The sequence below is a fragment of the Streptomyces sp. TE5632 genome, assembly GCF_054061295.1.
On the sequence record NZ_JBSSEA010000003.1, the window covers coordinates 4,022,407 to 4,042,049 of the forward strand.

Annotated in this window: 17 protein-coding genes; 14 read left to right on the top strand and 3 right to left on the bottom strand. The window is 68.7% G+C overall.

The annotated features are described in order from the left end of the window. The first annotated feature begins 306 nt into the window (after nucleotides 1-306). From ACVW19_RS23705 to ACVW19_RS23740, 8 genes are all read left to right on the top strand, one after another. On the top strand, nucleotides 307-1,977 hold the full coding sequence (locus tag ACVW19_RS23705) for an ABC transporter substrate-binding protein (protein ID WP_457461548.1): 1,671 nt from the start codon (nucleotides 307-309) through the stop codon (nucleotides 1,975-1,977). A gap of 117 nt (nucleotides 1,978-2,094) precedes the next feature. Further along, a complete protein-coding gene (locus ACVW19_RS23710; protein ID WP_457461550.1) occupies nucleotides 2,095-3,099 on the top strand; it encodes an ABC transporter permease in 1,005 nt (334 codons plus the stop codon). 1 nt (nucleotide 3,100) lies between these two features. Beyond that, nucleotides 3,101-4,060: an ABC transporter permease gene (locus ACVW19_RS23715; protein ID WP_457461552.1), complete on the top strand. Its 960-nt coding sequence runs from the start codon at nucleotides 3,101-3,103 to the stop codon at nucleotides 4,058-4,060. A 6-nt stretch (nucleotides 4,061-4,066) separates the two neighbouring features. Beyond that, the gene (locus ACVW19_RS23720) at nucleotides 4,067-5,068 is read left to right on the top strand and encodes an ABC transporter ATP-binding protein (RefSeq protein WP_457461554.1); all 1,002 of its coding nucleotides are present in this window, start codon (nucleotides 4,067-4,069) and stop codon (nucleotides 5,066-5,068) included. Further along, nucleotides 5,065-6,327: an ABC transporter ATP-binding protein gene (locus ACVW19_RS23725; RefSeq protein ID WP_457461556.1), complete on the top strand. Its 1,263-nt coding sequence runs from the start codon at nucleotides 5,065-5,067 to the stop codon at nucleotides 6,325-6,327. The genes ACVW19_RS23720 and ACVW19_RS23725 overlap by 4 nt, the downstream gene beginning before the upstream one ends. Before the next feature lie 144 nt (nucleotides 6,328-6,471). Beyond that, the gene (locus ACVW19_RS23730) at nucleotides 6,472-7,131 is read left to right on the top strand and encodes a trimeric intracellular cation channel family protein (RefSeq protein WP_457461557.1); all 660 of its coding nucleotides are present in this window, start codon (nucleotides 6,472-6,474) and stop codon (nucleotides 7,129-7,131) included. A gap of 76 nt (nucleotides 7,132-7,207) precedes the next feature. Then, nucleotides 7,208-8,071 carry a thioesterase family protein gene (locus ACVW19_RS23735; protein WP_457461559.1) on the top strand — a complete coding sequence of 288 codons (864 nt, stop codon included), beginning with the start codon at nucleotides 7,208-7,210 and terminating at the stop codon, nucleotides 8,069-8,071. A 247-nt stretch (nucleotides 8,072-8,318) separates the two neighbouring features. Further along, entirely contained in the window at nucleotides 8,319-9,488 is a 1,170-nt protein-coding gene (locus ACVW19_RS23740; protein WP_457461560.1) for a cysteine desulfurase family protein, read from the top strand. Nucleotides 9,489-9,766: 278 nt separating this feature from the next. Here the strand turns inward: ACVW19_RS23740 and ACVW19_RS23745 are convergent, their stop codons facing one another. Then, nucleotides 9,767-10,432, bottom strand: coding sequence for an N-acetylmuramoyl-L-alanine amidase (locus ACVW19_RS23745; protein WP_457461562.1), 666 nt, complete (start codon nucleotides 10,430-10,432; stop codon nucleotides 9,767-9,769). 59 nt (nucleotides 10,433-10,491) lie between these two features. On the opposite strand from ACVW19_RS23745, the gene mnmA reads away from it, so the two are divergent. The 5 genes from mnmA (at nucleotide 10,492) to ACVW19_RS23770 (ending at nucleotide 17,743) form a co-directional block, all read left to right on the top strand. After that, nucleotides 10,492-11,628: a tRNA 2-thiouridine(34) synthase MnmA gene (mnmA, locus tag ACVW19_RS23750; RefSeq protein WP_457461563.1), complete on the top strand. Its 1,137-nt coding sequence runs from the start codon at nucleotides 10,492-10,494 to the stop codon at nucleotides 11,626-11,628. Nucleotides 11,629-11,766: 138 nt separating this feature from the next. Then, complete coding sequence (locus tag ACVW19_RS23755; protein WP_457461565.1) at nucleotides 11,767-13,044, top strand: AAA family ATPase; 1,278 nt, start codon at nucleotides 11,767-11,769, stop codon at nucleotides 13,042-13,044. 22 nt (nucleotides 13,045-13,066) lie between these two features. Continuing rightward, nucleotides 13,067-13,834 (top strand): RloB family protein, encoded by a 768-nt coding sequence (locus ACVW19_RS23760; protein WP_457461567.1) that lies wholly within the window; start codon nucleotides 13,067-13,069, stop codon nucleotides 13,832-13,834. Nucleotides 13,835-13,956: 122 nt separating this feature from the next. Next, a complete protein-coding gene (locus ACVW19_RS23765) occupies nucleotides 13,957-16,557 on the top strand; it encodes a type I restriction-modification system subunit M (protein ID WP_457461569.1) in 2,601 nt (866 codons plus the stop codon). Next, nucleotides 16,547-17,743, top strand: a complete 1,197-nt coding sequence (locus ACVW19_RS23770) for a hypothetical protein (RefSeq protein ID WP_457461571.1) — start codon at nucleotides 16,547-16,549, stop codon at nucleotides 17,741-17,743. The genes ACVW19_RS23765 and ACVW19_RS23770 overlap by 11 nt, the downstream gene beginning before the upstream one ends. On the opposite strand, the gene ACVW19_RS23775 is transcribed toward ACVW19_RS23770, so the two are convergent. Beyond that, nucleotides 17,712-17,915 (bottom strand): DUF397 domain-containing protein, encoded by a 204-nt coding sequence (locus ACVW19_RS23775; RefSeq protein ID WP_457461572.1) that lies wholly within the window; start codon nucleotides 17,913-17,915, stop codon nucleotides 17,712-17,714. The genes ACVW19_RS23770 and ACVW19_RS23775 overlap by 32 nt on opposite strands. 3 nt (nucleotides 17,916-17,918) lie before the next feature. Continuing rightward, nucleotides 17,919-18,770, bottom strand: coding sequence for a helix-turn-helix domain-containing protein (locus tag ACVW19_RS23780; RefSeq protein ID WP_457461573.1), 852 nt, complete (start codon nucleotides 18,768-18,770; stop codon nucleotides 17,919-17,921). Nucleotides 18,771-19,042: 272 nt separating this feature from the next. On the opposite strand from ACVW19_RS23780, the gene ACVW19_RS23785 reads away from it, so the two are divergent. Next, a complete protein-coding gene (locus tag ACVW19_RS23785; protein ID WP_457461574.1) occupies nucleotides 19,043-19,600 on the top strand; it encodes an ATP-binding protein in 558 nt (185 codons plus the stop codon). Nucleotides 19,601-19,643 lie beyond the last annotated feature (43 nt).

Below are 19,643 nucleotides of genomic sequence, written 5' to 3' on the forward strand. Positions count from 1 at the left end.
CGAGACTGATGTCACGTCAGTTTTTGGGTCATGTGCGCTCAGCTATGGCCGATTGACCGCCTGTCACCTGCGGTTTCACTCGTTCTTCACGCCGTCCGGCGCTTCCCGAGCGGCCGTTGGGGACGCGTCGGATGTCTCGAGATGGTCACTTCCGGGCGGAGGGGCGCCTGAAGCGTCCCTTATGTCGACCGTTCAGATCTCAGGTAGGTATCACCGGTATCCGGACTGTTCTCGACTCGCTGTGAACATCTGTAGTGTTCGGCCGGTCAAGATGCATCCACATAGCGGACCCGGAGTGGCCCCAATATGCGCATAACCAAGTCCCGAGCGGCTCGGGCGATCACGGCCGCGGTGGCGGTCGCTCTGATCGCCACGGGCTGCTCCAGCGACCGGGACAGTGACAACAAGAGCGACGGCAGGAAGGACACCTTCGTCTTCGCCGGCGCCGGTGATCCAGGCTCCCTGGACCCTTCCCTCGCGAGCGACGGTGAAACCTTCCGTGTGACGCGGCAGGCGTTCGAGGCTCTCATCGAGCACGAGTCCGGCGGCAGCGAGATGGTCGGCGGTCTCGCCGAGGACTGGTCCAGCAACGACAAGGGCACCGTCTGGACCTTCAACCTCCGCAAGAACGTGAAGTTCCACGACGGCGAGGCGTTCAACGCCGCGGCCGTCTGCGCCAACTACGACCACTGGTTCAACTGGACGGGCACCTACCAGTCCAGCGCGGTCTCCTACTACTGGCAGACCATCATGGGCGGGTTCGCGAAGAACGAGGACAAGGAAACGCCCAAGGCGAACTACAAGTCCTGCACCGCGAAGGACGAGAACACCGCCGTCATCGAGGTCAAGGAGCCCTCCGCCAACCTCCCCGGCGGCTTCTCCCTCAACGCCCTGGCGATCCACTCGCCGAAGGCGATCGAGGAGTACAAGAAGCAGGACGCCTCCGCCAAGGGCGACGCCATCACGTACCCCAAGTACAGCCAGGAGGCCGGCACGGTCGCCGGTACCGGCCCGTACAAGATCACGAAGTGGAACAAGGGCAACAAGGAAGTCTCCCTCGAGCGCTTCGACGACTACTGGGGCGAGAAGGCGAAGATCAAGAACCTGGTCTTCCGCACGATCTCCGACGAGCAGACGCGCCGCCAGGCGCTCCAGGCCGGTGACATCGACGGCTACGACCTCGTCGCTCCGGCCGACGTCAAGACCCTCGAGAAGCAGGGTTACGTCGTCCCGACCCGTGGCGTCTTCAACCTCTTCTACGTGGGCATGAGCCAGGAGGCCAACCCCGCGCTGAAGAAGAAGGAAGTCCGCCAGGCCATCGCGCACTCGATCGACCGCGAGAACCTGGTCAAGACCCAGCTGCCCGAGGGCGGCAAGGTCGCCGACCAGTTCATGCCCGACACGATCGAGGGCTACTCCAAGGACGTCAAGCAGTACCCGTACGACCCGGCCGAGGCCAAGAAGCTCCTCAAGAAGGCCGGCCAGGAGAAGCTCAAGGTCGACTTCTGCTACCCGACCGAGGTCACCCGCCCGTACATGCCTGCCCCGCAGGACCTGTTCGAGCTGATGAAGGACGACCTGGAGAAGTCCGGCATCACCGTCACGCCGAAGGCCATGAAGTGGGCCCCGGACTACCTGGACGCCACCGAGTCGGGCTCCTGCGACCTGCACATGCTCGGCTGGACCGGTGACTTCAACGACGGCTTCAACTTCATCGGCACTTGGTTCTCCGGGTACGACAAGCAGTGGGGCTTCAAGGACAAGAAGGTCTTCGACGCCGTGAACGCCGGCTCGAAGCTCGGCAAGCACGACGAGCGCGTCGCCGCGTACAAGAAGGCCAACGAGGTCGTCATGGAGTACCTGCCGGGTGTCCCGGTCTCGTCCTCCCCGCCGGCCATCGCCTTCGGCAAGAACGTGAACCCGCCGAACGTCTCCCCGCTGACGCAGGAAGTCTTCTCCGAGGCCTCCTTCAAGTAAGCGAGCGATCGGCAGGAAACGAAGAAACGAAAAACGGGGGGTCCGCCCGGCCGTCGGAAATCGGCGGCCGGGCGGGTCCATTCATGTAAGACATCACGCAAGAAAGGGGCATGCGGGGTGCTGCGTCTCGTCGTACGAAGACTGCTCCAGCTCATACCCACGCTGCTCGGTCTGTCGGTACTGCTCTTCCTGTGGCTCGACCGGCTGCCCGGCGGACCCGCCTCAGCGATCCTGGGGGAAAAGGCCACCGAGGCCGAAGTAATCCGCATCAACCGTGCGCTCGGGCTTGACCAGCCCGTCTACGTCCAGTATTGGCGCTTCCTCAAGCGCATCACCGAACTCGACCTGGGCACCTCCACCCAGACCGGACAGCCGGTGTGGGACGAGTTCGTCCTGCGCTTCCCCGCGACCGTGGAGCTGTCCCTCCTCGCGATCCTCATCGCCGTGGCCGTCGGTATCCCGCTCGGTTACTTCGCCGCCCGCAACCGCGGCGGCTGGCTCGACGTCACCGCGGTCTCCGGCTCGCTCGTCGGCATCTGCATTCCGGTCTTCTTCCTCGCCCTGATCCTCAAGAGCGTCTTCGCCGTCGAGCTCGGGCTCTTCCCCGTCTCCGGACGCCAGGAAACCGGCATCGACGCCACGAACGTGACCGGTTTCGCCGTTCTGGACGGTATCCTCACCGGGGAGTTCGACGCCGCCGGGGATGCGTTCCATCACCTGGTCCTGCCCGCCGTCGCCCTGTCCTCCATCCCGCTCGCGGTCATCGTGCGCATGACCCGCGCCAGCGTCCTCGAGGTGCAGGACGAGGACTACGTCCGCACCGCCGAGGCCAAGGGCCTCAAGCGGAACGTCGTCCGCGGCCGGCACGTGCTGCGCAACGCGATGCTCCCCGTGGTGACCGCGGTCGGCCTCCTCACGGGCTCCCTGCTGTCCGGTGCGGTCCTGACCGAATCCGTGTTCGACTTCGGTGGCATCGGCTCCTTCATCCGGACCGCGATCGACGGCCGCGACTACCCCGTGCTCGTCGGGTTCATCATGTTCATCGCGATGGTGTACGTCCTGATCAACCTGCTGGTGGACGTGGCGTACAGCCTCATCGACCCGAGAGTGCGGGTGCACTAGCGTGAGCGTCGCCACCAAGACCGAGAAGATCCAGCGCCTCGCGGAACTGACCGCGACCAAGGAGACCAGCACCGGCGCCAGCCTGTGGCGGGAAGCCTTCAGCCGTCTCCGGCGCAGCAAGATGGCGATCATCGGCGCGGCCGTCATCGCCCTGTTCGTCCTCGTCGCGATCGTCGGGCCCTACCTCACCCCGTACGCCCCGACCGCCCAGACCTGGCGGGGCGAGGTCTTCCCCAACCGGGGTGAGTTCGTCGGACCGCGTGGCGAGAACTGGTTCGGAATCGACCACCTCGGCCGGGACTTGTTCTCCCGCATGCTGGTCGGCGCCCGCCAGACGCTGCTCGTCGGCGTCGTCGCCACGCTCATCGGCCTGATCATCGGCTTCCTGATCGGTGGCTTCTCCGGAGCCGCCGCCACCCTCGGCGGCGACACCGGAAGGCGCATCGACTCCGTCATCATGCGCTTCATCGACATGATGCTGGCGATGCCCTCGCTGCTGCTGGCCGTGTCCATCGCGGCCGTCATGGGCCAGTCGCTGACCACCGTGATGATCGCCGTGGGTGTCGTCCAGATCCCGGTGTTCGCCCGGCTGCTGCGCGGCTCCATGCTGGCGCAGGGCGGCGCGGACTACGTGCTCGCGGCCAAGTCCCTCGGTGTGCGCAAGCGGCGCATCGTGGTCTCGCAGATCATCCCCAACTCGCTCAGCCCGGTGATCGTGCAGGCCACGCTCTCCCTGGCCACCGCGATCATCGAGGCGGCCGCCCTGTCCTACCTGGGCCTCGGCAACCCCGACCCGGCCATTCCGGAGTGGGGCGTCATGCTCGCCCAGGCGCAGCGCTTCTTCGACAACGCGCCGATGATGGCGGTCTACCCCGCCGTCGGCATCATCATCACCGCCCTCGGCTTCACCCTCCTCGGCGAGGCCATGCGGGAAGCCCTCGACCCGAAGCTGAGGGGCTGAACCACCATGTCTCTGCTCACTGTCGACGAACTGACCGTCACCTTCGGCGGCCGCGGCCGCAAGGAGTCCCGAGCGGTCGACGGCGTCTCCTTCGAGGTCGACCAGGGCCAGGTCGTGGGCCTGGTCGGTGAGTCCGGCTGCGGAAAGTCCGTCACCTCCCTGGCCCTGATGGGCCTGCTCCCCACCAAGGGCCTCACCATCGGCGGCCGCGCCGAATTCGACGGCACGGACCTGTTCACCATGAACCCGTCCGCCCGTCGCGACCTGCGCGGCAGCGACATGGCGATGATCTTCCAGGACCCGCTGTCCTCGCTCAACCCGGTCGTACCGGTCGGCGTGCAGGTCACCGAGATCCTGGAACGCCACCGCGGGATGAAGGGCGAGGCCGCCCGCAAGGAGGCCGCCCACCTGCTGGACCGGGTCGGCATCCCCGACCCGACCCGGCGGCTCAAGGAGTACCCGCACCAGCTCTCCGGCGGTATGCGCCAGCGCGCGCTGATCGCCATGGCGGTGGCCTGCGCCCCGCGCATGCTCATCGCCGACGAGCCCACCACGGCCCTCGACGTGACCATCCAGGCGCAGATCCTGGAACTGCTCAAGGAACTCGTGGACCAGGAGGGCACCGCCCTGCTGATGATCACCCACGACCTCGGTGTGGTCGCCGGGCTCTGCGACCAGGTCAACGTGCTCTACGCGGGCAAGGTCGTGGAGTCCGCCGGGCGCCGCGAGCTGTTCGCCCACCCCACCCACCCCTACACGCACGGACTGCTGGGCTCCATCCCGCGCCTGGACGCTCCCCGGGGCGAGTCCCTCAAGCCCATCCGCGGCTCCATCAACGACCGCGTCGCCTGGGCCGACGGCTGTGCCTTCGCGCCGCGCTGCGACCGGTACGAGATGGGCTGCCTGACCGGCACCCCGCAGCTCGCCGAGCCCCGCACCGCCGGTCACCAGGCGCGGTGCGTCAACCCCGTGCTCGACGACGCGAAGGCCGAGGAGGTCCCCGCATGAGCCTGCTCGAACTGGACGGCGTCAAGGTCCACTTCCCCATCAAGAAGGGCGTGCTGTTCGACCGCACGGTCGGCCACGTCTACGCCGTGGACGGGGTGTCCCTGAAGGTCGAGGCCGGCGAGACCTACGGTCTGGTCGGCGAGTCCGGCTGCGGCAAGACCACCCTCGGGCGGTCGGTGCTGCGCCTGGTGGACATCACCGAGGGGTCGGTCGTCCTCGACGGCACCGACCTGGCGAAGCTGCCGGGCGAGGAGATGCGCCGCTTCCGGCGCCGGCTCCAGATGGTCTTCCAGGACCCGCTGGGCTCGCTCAACCCCCGGCAGAACATCGAGTCGATCCTGTCCGAGGGCATGGTCGCCCACGGCATCGGCAAGGACCAGGAGGAGCGCCGCGAGAAGATCAAGGCGATCCTGGAGCGGGTCGGCCTGCCCTCCAACGCGCTCGCCCGCTACCCGCACGAGTTCTCCGGCGGCCAGCGCCAGCGCATCGGCATCGCCCGCGCACTCGTCCTCGAACCCGACGTGATCATCTGCGACGAGCCGGTCTCCGCGCTCGACGTGTCGGTCCAGGCCCAGGTCATCAACCTGCTGGAGGAACTCCAGGAGGAACTCGGCCTGACCTACCTGGTGATCGCCCACGACCTCGCGGTGGTCCGGCACATCTCCGACACGATCGGCGTGATGTACCTGGGTTCGCTGGTCGAGGAGGCACCGAGCGACACGCTGTACGCCGAGCCCAAGCACCCGTACACCAAGGCCCTGATGTCGGCCGTGCCGGTGCCGGACCCGGAGGTGGAGGACCGCCGCGAGCGCATCCTGCTCACCGGCGACCTGCCCTCCCCGGCGAACCCGCCCAGCGGCTGCCGCTTCCACACCCGCTGCCCCTGGGCCCAGGCCGAGAAGTGCGCGACCGAACGGCCGGAGCTGAAGGACGTCGGCGGCGGTCACCGGGTGGCCTGCCACTACACCGCCGAGATCGCGTCGGGAGAGCTGAAGCTGACCCGGCCGACGGGCATCGAGGCCGTCACGGAGACCGGGGACACCGAGGATGCGGTGGTGGAGGGGGTCAAGGGCGAAGCGGAGGTTCCCGCCGCGCTCCTGCCGGCCGACTCGACGACCAAGCCGGACGCCGCGGTGGTCAAGGAGAAGGTACCCGCGGCGGCCGAGGTCCCGAGCGACCCGACGGCCGACGCCGTCGCGAAGGACCACGACGCCGCGGCGCCGGACGCGTCCGACAAGGGTCCGGCCGGGACCGACTGACGGACCGCCGCACCCCTCGGATTCCCGGAGCACCGGACGGGGCGGAACCCCCCGGTGCTCCGAGAACTCCTCGGGCCGCAAGTCCGTGCCACCCCTCGCCTTGCTTTATAAGGCGAGGGGTTCCTGCTGAGTAAGAATATGAAAGTGCTCCAGCAACTCTTCAGCCCCTCCCTCCTGCACGCGCTCGACCTGATCGGCATCTTCGTCTTCGCCATCTCGGGCGCCCTGCTGGCCGTTCGCAAGAACCTCGACGCCTTCGGCATCGCGGTCCTCGCGGAGGTCACCGCCCTCGGCGGCGGACTCTTCCGCGATGTGATCATCGGCGCCGTGCCGCCCGCCGCCTTCACTGACCTGGGGTACTTCGTCACTCCGCTGCTCGCCGTGGTGCTGGTGTTCTTCCTGCACCCGCACGTGGAGCGCATCCAGAACGCCGTCAACTTCTTCGACGCCGCCGGGCTCGGACTGTTCTGCGTCGTCGGCACCGCCAAGGCGTACGACTACGGGCTCGGCCTGACCGCCTCCGCCTGCCTCGGCCTGGTCACCGCGGTGGGCGGCGGCGTGGTGCGGGACGTGCTCGCCAACGAGGTGCCCTCGCTGCTGCGCTGGGACCGTGATCTCTACGCGGTACCGGCGATGGTCGGCGCGACGATGGTGGCGTTGTGCATCCGCTTCGACGCGCTGAACTCGTTCACCAGCACCCTTGCCGTGCTCACGGCGTTCACGCTGCGGCTGCTGGCGCTGCGGTACCACTGGCGGGCGCCCCGCGCGTGGCAGCGGCGCTCGACGGCCCGCGAGGAGGAGTAGGACGGGCCGGCGCAGGGGAGGGGGAGGAGATTCGACAAAGCTACCGCTTAGTAGCTACTTCTTGTACTCTTCATCCATGTCAGAAGCAGCTTCCGCCCCGGCCGCGACCCGGGCCACCGTCGGTGACAGCGAGTTCGACCGCGACACCGCGGTGACGCTCCGCGAGCCGGGCGTCTACGACGTCGGCCTCTCCGCCGGCTGGACGATCATCAACGCCGTCAACGGCGGCTATCTGCTGGCCGTCCTGGGCCGCGCCCTCGCCGACGCCCTGCCGCACCCGGACCCGTTCACCATCTCCGCGCACTACCTGACCGCCTCCCGGCCGGGCCCGGCGGTCGTCCGCACCGAGACCGTACGCACCGGGCGCACCCTGTCGACCGGGCAGGCGTCCCTCCTCCAGTACGACGACGAGGGCCGCGAGGTCGAACGCATCCGCGTCCTGGCCTCCTACGGCGACCTGGACACCCTCCCAGACGACGTCCGTACGGCGGCCCGGCCGCCCGCGCTACCGCCCATGGAGCAGTGCTTCGGCCCCGAGGACGGTCCGGCCCCCGTCGACGGCAGCTCCGCCATCACCGAACGGCTGATGCTCAAGCTCGACCCCTCGACCCTCGGCTGGGCCCTCGGGCAGCCCTCCGGCAAGGGGGAGATGCGGTCCTGGTTCGGGCTCGCCGACGGCCGGGACGCCGACCCGCTCTCCCTGCTGCTCGCCGTGGACGCGCTGCCGCCCACCGCCTTCGAGATCGGGCTCACCGGCTGGGTCCCCACGGTCGAGCTGACGGCACACGTCCGCTCCCGTCCGGCGCCCGGCCCGCTGCGGGTGTCGATCACCACCCGCAACCTCGCCGGCGGCTTCCTGGAGGAGGACGCCGAGGTCTGGGACAGCGCGGACCGGCTGGTGGCCCAGTCCCGCCAGCTCGCCCGCGTCAGGCTGCCCTGAGGGGCCCGGCAGGCACCGTGCCGGGGCTGCCGGGTCCGCTTGTCCTCAATCCGTCCTCAATCTGTCCTCAATTCATCAATGTCGCCCTCGGCCCCGGCGGCGCGGATCTGCCGGCCCGGCCGGCGTTCCCGCAGGTGAGTGACGTCGTTTCGGGGAGCTTCTGAGCCGGGGCGCTCGAACCGGCGTCGTTTCCCGGCCAACCGTGCCCCCGGGTCCGCCGGACAGGGCCCGTAGAATCGGCCTCACCATGGCATACCTCGACCACGCCGCGACCACCCCGATGCTTCCCGAGGCAGTCGAGGCACTCACCGCGCACCTGAGCGTCACCGGCAACGCCTCCTCCCTGCACGCGGCCGGCCGGCGCGCCCGCCGGAGCGTCGAGGAGGCCCGCGAAACCCTCGCCGAAGCCCTCGGCGCCCGCCCCAGCGAGGTGGTCCTCACCGCCGGCGGAACCGAGGCCGACAACCTCGCGGTGAAGGGCCTGTACTGGGCCCGCCGTGCCGCGGAGCCGGTCCGCACCCGCGTCCTCGCGAGCCCCGTCGAACACCACGCCGTCCTCGACGCCGTGCACTGGCTCGGCGAGCACGAGGGCGCCACCGTCGAGTACCTGCCGGTCGACTCCTACGGCCGGGTCCACCCGGAAGCGCTGCGCGAGGCGATCGCCCGCAACCCCGAGGACGTGGCCCTGGCCACCGTGATGTGGGCGAACAACGAGATCGGCACGCTGCTGCCGGTCCGTGAACTCGCCGAGGTCGCCGCCGAGTTCGGTGTTCCGCTGCACTCCGACGCGGTCCAGGCCTTCGGCCAGGTGCCCGTGGACTTCGCCTCCTCGGGGCTCGCCGCGATGACCGTGTCCGGCCACAAGATCGGCGGCCCGTACGGCATCGGGGCGCTGGTCCTGGGCCGTGAGTACACCCCCGTACCGGTGCTGCACGGCGGCGGTCAGGAGCGCCATGTGCGCTCCGGCACGCTCGACGTGCCCGCGGTCGCCTCCTTCGCGGTGGCCGGCCGACTGGCAGCCGAGCAGCAGGAGTGGTTCGCCCGCGAGATCGGAGCCCTCCGCGACGACCTGGTCGCCGCGGTCCGCGAGGCCGTCCCGGACGCCGTCCTCGGCGGCGACCCCTCGCCCGGCGGGCGGCTCCCGGCCAACGCCCACTTCACGTTCCCCGGCTGCGAGGGCGACTCCCTGCTGCTCCTGCTCGACGCCCAGGGCATCGAGTGCTCCACCGGGTCCGCCTGCACGGCGGGCATCGCCCAGCCCAGCCACGTTCTCCTGGCCACCGGCACCGACCCGGACCTGGCCCGCGGCACCCTCCGCTTCTCCCTCGGCCACACCTCCACCCGGGCCGACGTCGAAGCCCTGGCCAAGGTCATCGGCCCGGCGGTGGAACGGGCCCGGGCGGCGGGGCTCAGCTAGGACCCCTCCGGGCACGACAACGACCTACGAGGCGGGTTCCCTTCGCCGGTATGACCCGGATCAGGTGACTAGGGGTCGCCTTCCGGTCCTGGGACCTTCCGGCCTCTCAGCCCGACCGTCGATGTCGGCACCAGCGGAAGCCGCAACCTCACGCTGAAGTCGGCTACTCCGGTCGAACTCCCTCACTCGTCTCGTAGGCCTGTTTCCAGGTTAGAACGCCTGCACGGGAGGGGGAAGTGGGTATGGGGTTTTTGTCCATTTTTTTTCGAGCGGTGGGGTCAGGCCGTCGCCGTGCGCTCCTGACGTACGAGCTTCATGTAGCGGTCCCAGTCCCAGTGCGGACCCGGGTCGGTGTGGTCCGTCCCCGGCACCTCGATGTGGCCGATGATGTGCTTCCGGTCGACGGGTATGTCGTAGCGCGCGCAGATCCGGGCCGTGAGCCGGGCCGAGGCCTCGTACATCTCGTCCGTGAGGTCCTGCGGCCGGTCCACGAACCCCTCGTGCTCGATGCCGATGCTGCGCTCGTTGTAGTCGCGGTTGCCCGCGTGGTACGCCACGTCGAGCTCGCGGATCATCTGGGTGATGCGCCCGTCCTGTCCGACGATGTAGTGCGTGGCGGCCCGGTGCCCGGGGTCCTGGAACGCCCGCACCGCGCTGTCGAAGCTGCCCTGGGTGACATGGACGATCACCATCTCGATGCCGTAGTCGTCGGGCCGGTCCGCGCGCCGCCAGTTGGCGTCCGAGGCCGCGACCCAGCGGGCGTCCGAGAAGTCGACCGCGCCCGGCTCGCGCGGCTTCTCGATCCCGGGCACACGCCACCACAGGCGGCCCAACTCGCCCCGCGCCAGCACGGCGGTGCCCGCGGCGGCGGCCACCCCGCCGATGATCAGGGCACGCCGTCCGATGCGCCGGTCGCCGTCCTTGGAAGCTCTTCTTTCCCCCATGCCCACAACAACGGATAGCCGGTGGCCCCGGTTCCCGTGCCCCGTACCCTGGAGGGGTTATGACTGAGATCCCGCAGCCCTCCCGCCCCCGCCCCCTCCGGGTACTGGCCGCCATGTCCGGCGGAGTCGACTCCGCCGTGGCCGCCGCCCGTGCCGCCGAAGCGGGACACGACGTGACCGGCGTCCACCTCGCGCTCTCCGCGAACCCCCAATCCTTCCGCACGGGCGCGCGGGGCTGTTGCACCATCGAGGACTCGCGCGACGCCCGCCGCGCCGCCGACGTCATCGGCATCCCGTTCTACGTGTGGGACCTCGCCGACCGCTTCCGTGAGGACGTGGTGGAGGACTTCGTCGCCGAGTACGAGGCGGGCCGCACCCCCAACCCGTGCCTGCGCTGCAACGAGAAGATCAAGTTCGCCGCGCTGCTGGACAAGGCGCTGGCCCTCGGCTTCGACGCCGTGGCCACCGGCCACTACGCGCGCGTGGTCACCCTGCCCGACGGCACGCGGGAGCTGCACCGCGCCTCCGACATGGCCAAGGACCAGTCGTACGTCCTGGGTGTGCTGGACGACCGGCAGCTCGCCCACGCGATGTTCCCGCTCGGCGACACGGTCACCACCAAGGAGGAGATCCGCGCGGAGGCCGAGCGGCGTGGACTCGCGGTCGCCAAGAAGCCCGACTCGCACGACATCTGCTTCATCGCCGACGGCGACACCCAGGGCTTCCTCGCGAACCGCCTGGGCCGGGCCGAGGGCGACATCGTCGACGAGTCCGGCACCAGGCTCGGCACGCACGAGGGCGCGTACGGCTTCACCATCGGCCAGCGCAAGGGCCTGCGCATCGGCACCCCCGCCCCCGACGGCAAGCCCCGCTACGTCCTCGACATCTCCCCGGTGACCAACACCGTCACCGTCGGCCCCGCGGACGCCCTCGACGTCGGCGCCCTCACCGCGATCAACCCCCGCTGGTGCGGCACCGCCCCGACCGGCCCCGGCACCTACACCGCCCAGCTCCGCGCCCACGGCGACGAGACCGAGGTGACGGCGGAGCTGATCGGTGACACGCTGCACGCGTCGTTCACGGAGCCCGTGCGCGGGGTGGCTCCCGGGCAGGCGATCGTGCTGTATGACGGCACCCGGGTGGTCGGCTCCGCCACCATCGCCACCACGGCTCGCCGGGAAGCTGCCACAGCCTGATTATCGAGGGCTCGCAGCAGCTGGCACGGTCCGACCACCCCGGCATAGGCTGGCCGTCGCGGAAGGTCCGCACAGTGTGAGCCGGCGGCGGGACCTCCCCGCCCCTTCGGGAGGTGGACGGTGCTTCTGCGCTTTCGAGTGGCGAATCACCGCTCGATCCGGGACGAGGCCGAGCTGACACTTGTCGCTGCGGGCAGTGTTGACAGTTCCGACAGCATCGCGCGGGACAGCGGGATCGCTCAGGGCGATGGCGGGCACGTGCCGGTGCTGCCCGTGGCCGGGATCTTCGGTGCGAACGCTTCCGGCAAGAGCAACATGCTCAGCGCGTTCCATGCCATGCGGGAGGCGGTACGTACCTCCTTCGCGGACTGGGCCAAGTATCCCGGGGTACCTCACCGGCAGCCCTTCAAGCTGGACGCCGCCAGCGCCGAGGAGACCACCCTCTTCGAGGTCGACCTGGTCCTTGGCGCCCGCACCCCCGTCCGTTACACCTACGGCTTCGAACTCTCTGACGACCGGGTGGAGGCCGAATGGTTGCACGCCTACCCGGGCGGCATCCGGGAGGTGTGGTTCGACAGGGAGGTGGACCGCCCGGCGGAGGACGGCGACGAGTACCTCTTCGAGAGCCCGGCCTTCACCGGACGCCGCGACGACCTGGTCGCACTCACCCGGCCGAACGCCCTCTTCCTCTCCACCGCGGCCACCCTCAACGACCCTCAGCTGTCCGCCCTGCACCGCTGGTTCCTGAACAACCTGTGGCTGATGACCCCGGGTGAGGACATCACACACCGTGCCGACTGGACCAAGCGCCGCCTCACCGAACTCCACGACAACACCGGCTACCGCGAACGACTCGTCCAGCTCCTGGCCGCCGCCGACCTGGGCGTCACCGGCTTCGATCTCGATCCGGACACCGGTGCGGTCTCCCTCCGGCACCGGACGGAGGGGACGGAAGCGGTGCCGCTCGACTTCCTCACCGAGGAAAGCTTCGGCACACACGCGTGGTTCGCTTTCCTCGGCCCGATGCTCACCGTCCTTGACAACGGGGCGACGCTGCTGGTCGACGAGCTCGACTCCAGTCTCCACCCCACGCTGGCCGCCGAGGTCGTCCGCCTCTTCCAGGACCGTAAGGCCAATGCCAAGGGTGCCCAGCTGATCTTCACCACTCATGACGCCACGCTGCTCGGCAACGCCGTGCTGGACCGTCCGCTCGGCCGCGACCAGGTATGGCTCACCGCGAAGACGAAGTCCGGCGCGACCGAGCTGTATCCGCTGGTCGCCGCACACCCGGAGGCCGGCGAGGACCTGGAGCGCGGCTATCTGCGCGGCCGGTACGGAGGGGTGCCCCGGGTGACCCCGGGCGAGATCGCCCGCGAAGTGTCCTGGCTGGAGGAGAAGGCGGCAGCGACGGCGTGAGCGAACGGGGCGGGCACGGAGCATGAGCAGCAAGCGCAGGTCGAAGAAGGACGCGGCGAGCACGGTGATGCCGCCGCAGGCGCCTCCGCCGCAGTACTCACGTCGCGAGCGGGTGCTGTACGTGGGCTGCGAAGGCAAGGTGACCGAGTACGACTACCTGCGCTACCTCAACAAGGAGTACGGGAGCGGGGACAGAGAGACCGGCCGGCCGGCCTTCACCATCAAGCCGGTCCGCAAGGCCGACGGCCTGATCCCGTCCCGTGCCGTCAAGGCGGTCGTCGACGCGGCCAAGGGGGAGGACGAGACCTGGGTGCTCTTCGACCGGGACAGCCACCACGACATCCCCGAGGCCTTCGAGGCCGCAGCGGCCTCGGACACCGAGGTCTGCTTCTCCCACCCCTCCTTCGAACTGTGGCTGCTGCTGCACTTCCAGCCGTTCGGCGGCGCACAGGGCGCTGCGAAGAACACGCACGTCCTGGAGAAGCTGCGCAAGGCCGCCCCCGCGTACAAGCGGTTCGACAAGTCCGACAAGGGCCTTGACGCTGCCCGTACCAAGGCGCTGAAGGACAAGGAGAAGGCGGCGGTGCAGCACGCGCGAGCCCTGGTCGGTCAGTGCGAGCACGGTTCGTGCAAGCCCGCCAACGCCACGTTCGAGGCCCCGAAGTACGGTCGCTCGGCCAAGGAACGGGCCGCCCGCTCAGGGCACGCCAAGAACTGCGAGGTCCTGAGCCGCGACCCGTCCACGGACGTGTGGCGACTCCTGGTCAGCCTGGGCATCGTCGAGGTCTGAGCGACGGCCGCGCCTTCCGGGTGTACAGCAGCGGATGTCCGGGTTCCGCGCGGGTTACCTCCCGCACCGGCGGGCCGTCTAACCTTCCATAGCACCTCCATTTCCGTACGAAGGATCCGCGCGTGGCCAGAATCACCCTGCCCGAGCTCGAACGCCATCTCTTCTCGGCCGCCGACATCCTGCGCGGCCGGATGGACGCCTCCGAGTACCGCGACTTCATCTTCGGGATGCTCTTCCTGAAGCGGGCCTCGGACGAGTTCGAGCCGGAGTGGAAGCGGGTGTACAAGGAGCGGCTCGCGCAGACCGGCGGCGACGAGGCGAGGGCATTGGCCAAGGCGAACAACCCGAGGGCCTACCCCCGCGTCTTCTACGTGCCGCCGCGGGCCCGCTGGTGGCGTGGACCACACCATGACCTGGAGGAACCGCAGAGCCCGGCGCCCGGCATCATGGCCCTGACCGAGAAGGTCGGCCAGGGCCTCGACGAGGCCTTGGTGGCGCTTCAGGAGGGCAACGACCTGCTCGCGGGCATCGCCTCGCACATCAGCTTCAACGAGGTGGTCGGCACCAAGCCGCGCTTCACCGACCCCGAACTTCGTTCGCTGATCCGGCACTTCAGCCTTTACCGGCTGCGCAACGAGGACTTCGAGTTCCCCGACATGCTGGGCGCGGCCTACGAGTACCTCCTCGGCCGGTTCGCGGACTCGGCCGGCCAGCGCGGTGGCGAGTTCTACACGCCGCGTTCGGTGGTGCGGATGATGGTGCGCCTGGTCGACCCCCAGCCCGGGGAGTCGGTGTACGACCCGTGCGCGGGCTCCGGCGGCATGCTGATCGCGGCCCGCGAGCACGTCGAGGAACACGGCGGCGACCCTGAGGAACTGTCGGTCAACGGGCAGGACAAGAACGGCCCGTCCTGGTCCATGGCCAGCATGAACATGGTCCTGCACGGCATCCACACCTTCGACCTCCAGCACGGCGACACCCTCGCCGAGCCGCTCCACCTCGACGAGAACGGGCGGCTGCGCAAGTTCTCGGCGATTCTGTCCAACCCTCCGTTCTCGCTCCCGTACGACGAGGACGCCGTCGCCAAGGCCGACGAGGACCACGGCAAGCGGATGCACTGGGGCTGGACGCCCGGGAGCGGCAAGAAGGCCGACCTGATGTTCGTCCAGCACATGGTGTCGGTCCTGGAGGAGGACGGCGGGCGAGCGGCCGTCGTCATGCCGTACGGGGTGCTCTTCCGGGGCGGCAAGGAACGCGAGATCCGCATCGGGATGCTCCGCGCGGACTGCGTGGAGGCTGTCATCGGCCTCGGCCCGAACCTGTTCTACGGCGCGGGCGTCCCGGCCTGCATCCTGATCCTGCGGCCCCCGCACGGGAAGACCGCCCCGAAGCGCTCGAAGAAGGTCCTCTTCATCAACGCCGACCGGGACTTCACCCCCGGCCGCAACCAGAACGAGCTCGGCCCCGAACACGTCGAGAAGATCGTGACGGTCTTCCGTGAATGGCGGCTCATCGACGGCTACTCGCGCGAGGTCCACCGCGACGAACTCCTCGCCCTCGACGCGAAGGGCGTCCCCGAGGCGAACTTCAACATCCGCCGCTGGGTGGACAACTCGCCGCCCGCAGAGCCGCAGGACGTGCGAGCCCACCTGTACGGGGGCGTGCCGGTCGCCGAGGTTGCGGCCAAGGAGGGGCTGTTCACAGCGTACGGGGTCGATGCCGGTTCGCTGTTCGCGCGCCGGGAGGGCTCAGGCGAGTACTACGACTTCCTGGCGGAGGGCGCAGACGTCACGGCCGCCCGTATTCCGCGACTGACGTACGCGCGGGAGTCGGAGCTGCGCGAGACGTTCGACGAGTGGTGGTCGAAGAGCTCCGGTCTCTTCGCACAGCTTGCGGCGGACCGGAAGCTGATGGACCTGCGCAGCGGGCTTCTCGACGGGTTCACTTCCGCGGTCGGCGGAGCCGGGGTCCTCGACGAGTTCACTACCGCCGGCATCATCGCCGCCTGGTGGACGGAGAACCGCTACGACATGAAGGCCCTCGCGGCGGGCGGCTTCGAGCGGGTCCTGGAAGGCTGGGTCGACTCCGTCGAGGCGATCGTCGACCCGGCGGTCCCGGGTGGCGGCGCGGACGACACCAAGCGCTCGTCGGTCTCCCCGGCCGAGCGCCGCAGGGCCCTTGACCAACCGGTGGTACGGGAGCTGATCCCGGAGTTCCTGGAGCTGGTCAAGGCGGCCGACAAGGCTGTCGCGGAGGCGGAGGCCGCGGCGAAGACGGCGGCTGAGGCGAGGGCGGCGGTGGCGGATGCGGGTACGGACGTGGACGACGAGTCCGACTCCGAGTCCGGGGAGGCGACAGAGCCGGTCGCCCCGGAGAAGCTCGCCGCCCTGGACAAGGCGTTGACGGCGGCCAAGAGGGCCCTGACGGCGGCGCGCAAGAAGCGCAAGGCGCTGGGCGACAGCTTCCTGCCGGAGTTGAAGCAGGCGGCCAAGTGGAAGCTGTCCGAGGCGGGCGGCCCTGAGGGTGTCGTCCTCGCGGTCCTGCGCCGTGACCTGTCCGACCGCCTGAACGCGGCGCTGGCGGCGGGCCGCCGCGAGATTGTCGCTTCCTTCCGACGCTGGGCCGAGAAGTACGAGGTGTCGCTGACGGACCTGGAGGACGAGAGCGGGGACGCGGCGAAGGGGCTTGCGGAGTGGTTGGGGGTTCTGGGTTATGGGCGTTGAGGTTTCGCTCCACGAGCTACTGATGGACGTCGGGGTTGGCGTGGCCAAGGGCGCCAAGGTTGAACCACCCGCAGACGATGAGTGGGGCTTGCTTCGGCTGGGAGCCCTGACATCCGGAGAGTTCACTGCCTCGCAGGCCAAGCGGTTGATGACGTGGGATCCGGCTTACCCGCGACTCGAAGTGCGTGCTGGCGATGTGTTGATGGTGCGCGTGAACGGAGCGCAGGCCCTTGTAGGGGCATCATGCGTTGCAAAGACTGTTCGGCCTCGGCTTGTACTGTCCGACCTGATGTACCGGCTGGTGCCGGACCCGGAGCGGCTCAATGCCGATTTCCTGGGTCTGATGCTGGCGAGCGACAGAGTGAGGCGGCAGATCCGGCGTGGAATGCGTGGGACGAGTGGCCAGTTCCAGCTACCTCAGACCGAGGTGAAGAAGCTCCAGGTTCCTTTGTTCCCGCTGTCCGAACAACGCGACATCGTCGCCGCGCACGAGACGTTCGAGCGGAGAGTCGGGGCGTTGGAGCGGGAGCTGGCCAAGCTAGCCACGCTTCGGAGAGGGATCGTCGACGAACAGGCCACAGGGCCTGATGCGCGACTTGGCGACCTGCTCACTGAGAGTCCGAAGAACGGCTATTCGGCGTCCGAGGTCCATGAGTGGACCGGGATGCTCGTTCTGGGGCTCGGCTGTCTGACCAACGATGGGTTCGTTCCTCGCCAATTGAAGCGGATCCCGAAGTCGCCGCTCGCTGGGCGCTTCCGTCTGGCTGACGGAGACTTGCTGATGAGCCGGGCCAACACCCGTGAACTTGTGGGTCTCGCCGCACGTTTCAGGGATGTCGGTCAGCCGTGCAGTTATCCGGACCTCATGATGCGATTGAGGCCGGACGAGGACCGATGCCTCACCGCGTACCTGGAGCTGGTACTTGGTTCTTCACGCGTCCGACGTGATGTGCAGGCAGGAGCGCGAGGAACCAGTGAGAGCATGGTCAAGATCAGTGCTGGCACAGTGGAATCGCTGAGCATCCCCCTGCCGACGCTTGCAGAGCAGCAGAAGGCGGTCGACGCAGTCACGTCGGTTGACCGGCGGTCAGCCACTGTACGAGTACTTCTCGACAAGCTTCGTGTCACGCAACGGGCCGTAGTCGAAGACCTGCTCAGCGGTCGGTCCCGAGTGAACCGGACCTGAGGCCTTCTATCAGCGCACCAAGCGACGCCCGGCCCATGACGATCACATCGGCCGGGCGTTTGCTGTCCCGCAGGGCGACTCCTGTCAGCGTCCAAGCGACCTCAACGCAGTTGTTGCCACTGGCCTCGGAGTAGGAGGACTTGATCCACTTCAGGGCGGACACGACGGGCACCTCTCACAGGTCGTTGGCGATGTGGGCGATGGCATCTGATGACTGCTTCGGATTCAACGCCACCTGTTCGATCGCGTCCAGTCGCCGACGGAAGTTGGCGAGTTGAGTGGAGGAGTGGAAGAAAGCGGCGCCGAGCGGAGAGTCGACCAGGACTGTGTCCAGGTGAGGGCTGGGGCCCACCGCGTACATCACGGAGTCGCCGGCCATGGGGAAGCCGCCCGCCGAGAACGGGATGACCCGGAGAGTGACGTTGTCACGCTCGCCTTCTTCCAGGAGGCGAGTGAGCTGGGCTTTGGCTACCTTGTGCCCGCCCACCTGCATACGCAGCGCGGATTCGTGGATGAGACCGATGTATGGGATGCCGGGCTCGTCTGCGATCCGTGCATGCCGCGCCAGCCGATGAGCGATGCGGAGTTCCACTTCGAGGCGGGGCAGGGTCGGGATGAACAAGTCAAAGAGGGCGCGCGCGTGGTCTTCGGTCTGGAAGATGCCGGGAAGATGGGCTGTCTGGACTGAGCGCAGGCTCGTGGCGTAGTGCTCCAACTCCGATGTGTCGAGGAAATCGGGCGGGATCTTGCCCCGGTACTCCTCCCACCAGCCGCTCCGGCGGCCTCCGGTCATGGACGCCAGGGCGTCGATGAGTTCTTCGTCGTCGCACTCGTAGATACTCACGAGCCGACGCAGACGATCCTCGCTGATGCCGTACCTACCGGCCTCGATGTTGGAGATGTTGGTGCGGTCGGTGCCCAGCAACTCGGCTGCCCTGGGAGCGGGCATGCCTGCGGACTCTCTGAGCCGTCGCAGCTCGGCGCCGAGCCGGCGCTGACGGATCGTGGGCTGGTGCTTCGGTGCCATTTGCAGCCTCCTTGCTCGCGCACAGTGTGCCGACGCTGGTGGGTCGGGTCCAATCAAATCCAATGATTCACTCGTTCCAGTTCAAAGCATGGCACGGGTTAAGTGGGCGGCTCTACATTGTGTAGCGTGCCATTCGCGTTCCAGTCACCCGGCGGAAGCGCACCGGCCCCCCTGCCCTCCGGAAGGCAGGGTCCCGGCATTGCCACCGCCATCCGGCAGTTCGCAGGCAGGCGCCCCAAAGAACCCGTTCCGCACCACGGAGGTAGACCCTCGTGAGCAGCAACGAACAGAGCACTGAACCGAGCAACGAATCGACCCACCTCGTCAGTTACGGCGTCAGTTACGACGTCGGCTACGGCGACCACCCTGCCCCGCTCCCGTTCACCGCCCCCTGGGTGTACGAGATCCACTTCCCCTGCGACCCGCGCGGCCCCCGGATCGTCCGGGGCACCCTCCGTGCTGTACTCCAGGCGCACGGAATCGATGAACTCGCCGACCGGGCAGAGCTGTTGACCTGCGAACTCGCCACCAACTCCGTGCGGCACACCAAGGGCCCGGTCATCGTCCGGATGCAGTGGTTGTGCCCCGCCCTGCGGGTGAGCGTGTGGGACGCGAGTCCGGATCTGCCTCCGTTCGCGCCGGGCGCTGCGATGCCCGATCCCGCCGCCCTCTCCGGACGCGGGCTGCCGATCATCGAGAGTCTCGCCGACCGGTGGGGCGGCTGCGGGTCCGTCGACGGGCCGAACGGCGGGCCGGGCGGCAAGACCATCTGGTTCGAACTCGCCCTCGGGGATGGTTTCCGGCCACCCTCACCCGTACTCGCCGCCTGATCCGCGCGCACCTCGTGCCAAGCTTCCCGGCCGCCGATAGAGT

Bases quoted from the DNA above. Each gene is read 5' to 3' on its own strand.
- ACVW19_RS23705 (WP_457461548.1), top strand. From the start codon at position 307: ATGCGCATAACCAAGTCCCGAGCGGCTCGGGCGATCACGGCCGCGGTG.
- ACVW19_RS23780 (WP_457461573.1), bottom strand. From the start codon at position 18,770: ATGGCACCGAAGCACCAGCCCACGATCCGTCAGCGCCGGCTCGGCGCC.
- ACVW19_RS23735 (WP_457461559.1), top strand. From the start codon at position 7,208: ATGTCAGAAGCAGCTTCCGCCCCGGCCGCGACCCGGGCCACCGTCGGT.
- ACVW19_RS23725 (WP_457461556.1), top strand. From the start codon at position 5,065: ATGAGCCTGCTCGAACTGGACGGCGTCAAGGTCCACTTCCCCATCAAG.
- ACVW19_RS23720 (WP_457461554.1), top strand. From the start codon at position 4,067: ATGTCTCTGCTCACTGTCGACGAACTGACCGTCACCTTCGGCGGCCGC.
- ACVW19_RS23760 (WP_457461567.1), top strand. From the start codon at position 13,067: ATGAGCAGCAAGCGCAGGTCGAAGAAGGACGCGGCGAGCACGGTGATG.
- ACVW19_RS23740 (WP_457461560.1), top strand. From the start codon at position 8,319: ATGGCATACCTCGACCACGCCGCGACCACCCCGATGCTTCCCGAGGCA.
- ACVW19_RS23770 (WP_457461571.1), top strand. From the start codon at position 16,547: ATGGGCGTTGAGGTTTCGCTCCACGAGCTACTGATGGACGTCGGGGTT.
- ACVW19_RS23745 (WP_457461562.1), bottom strand. From the start codon at position 10,432: ATGGGGGAAAGAAGAGCTTCCAAGGACGGCGACCGGCGCATCGGACGG.
- mnmA (WP_457461563.1), top strand. From the start codon at position 10,492: ATGACTGAGATCCCGCAGCCCTCCCGCCCCCGCCCCCTCCGGGTACTG.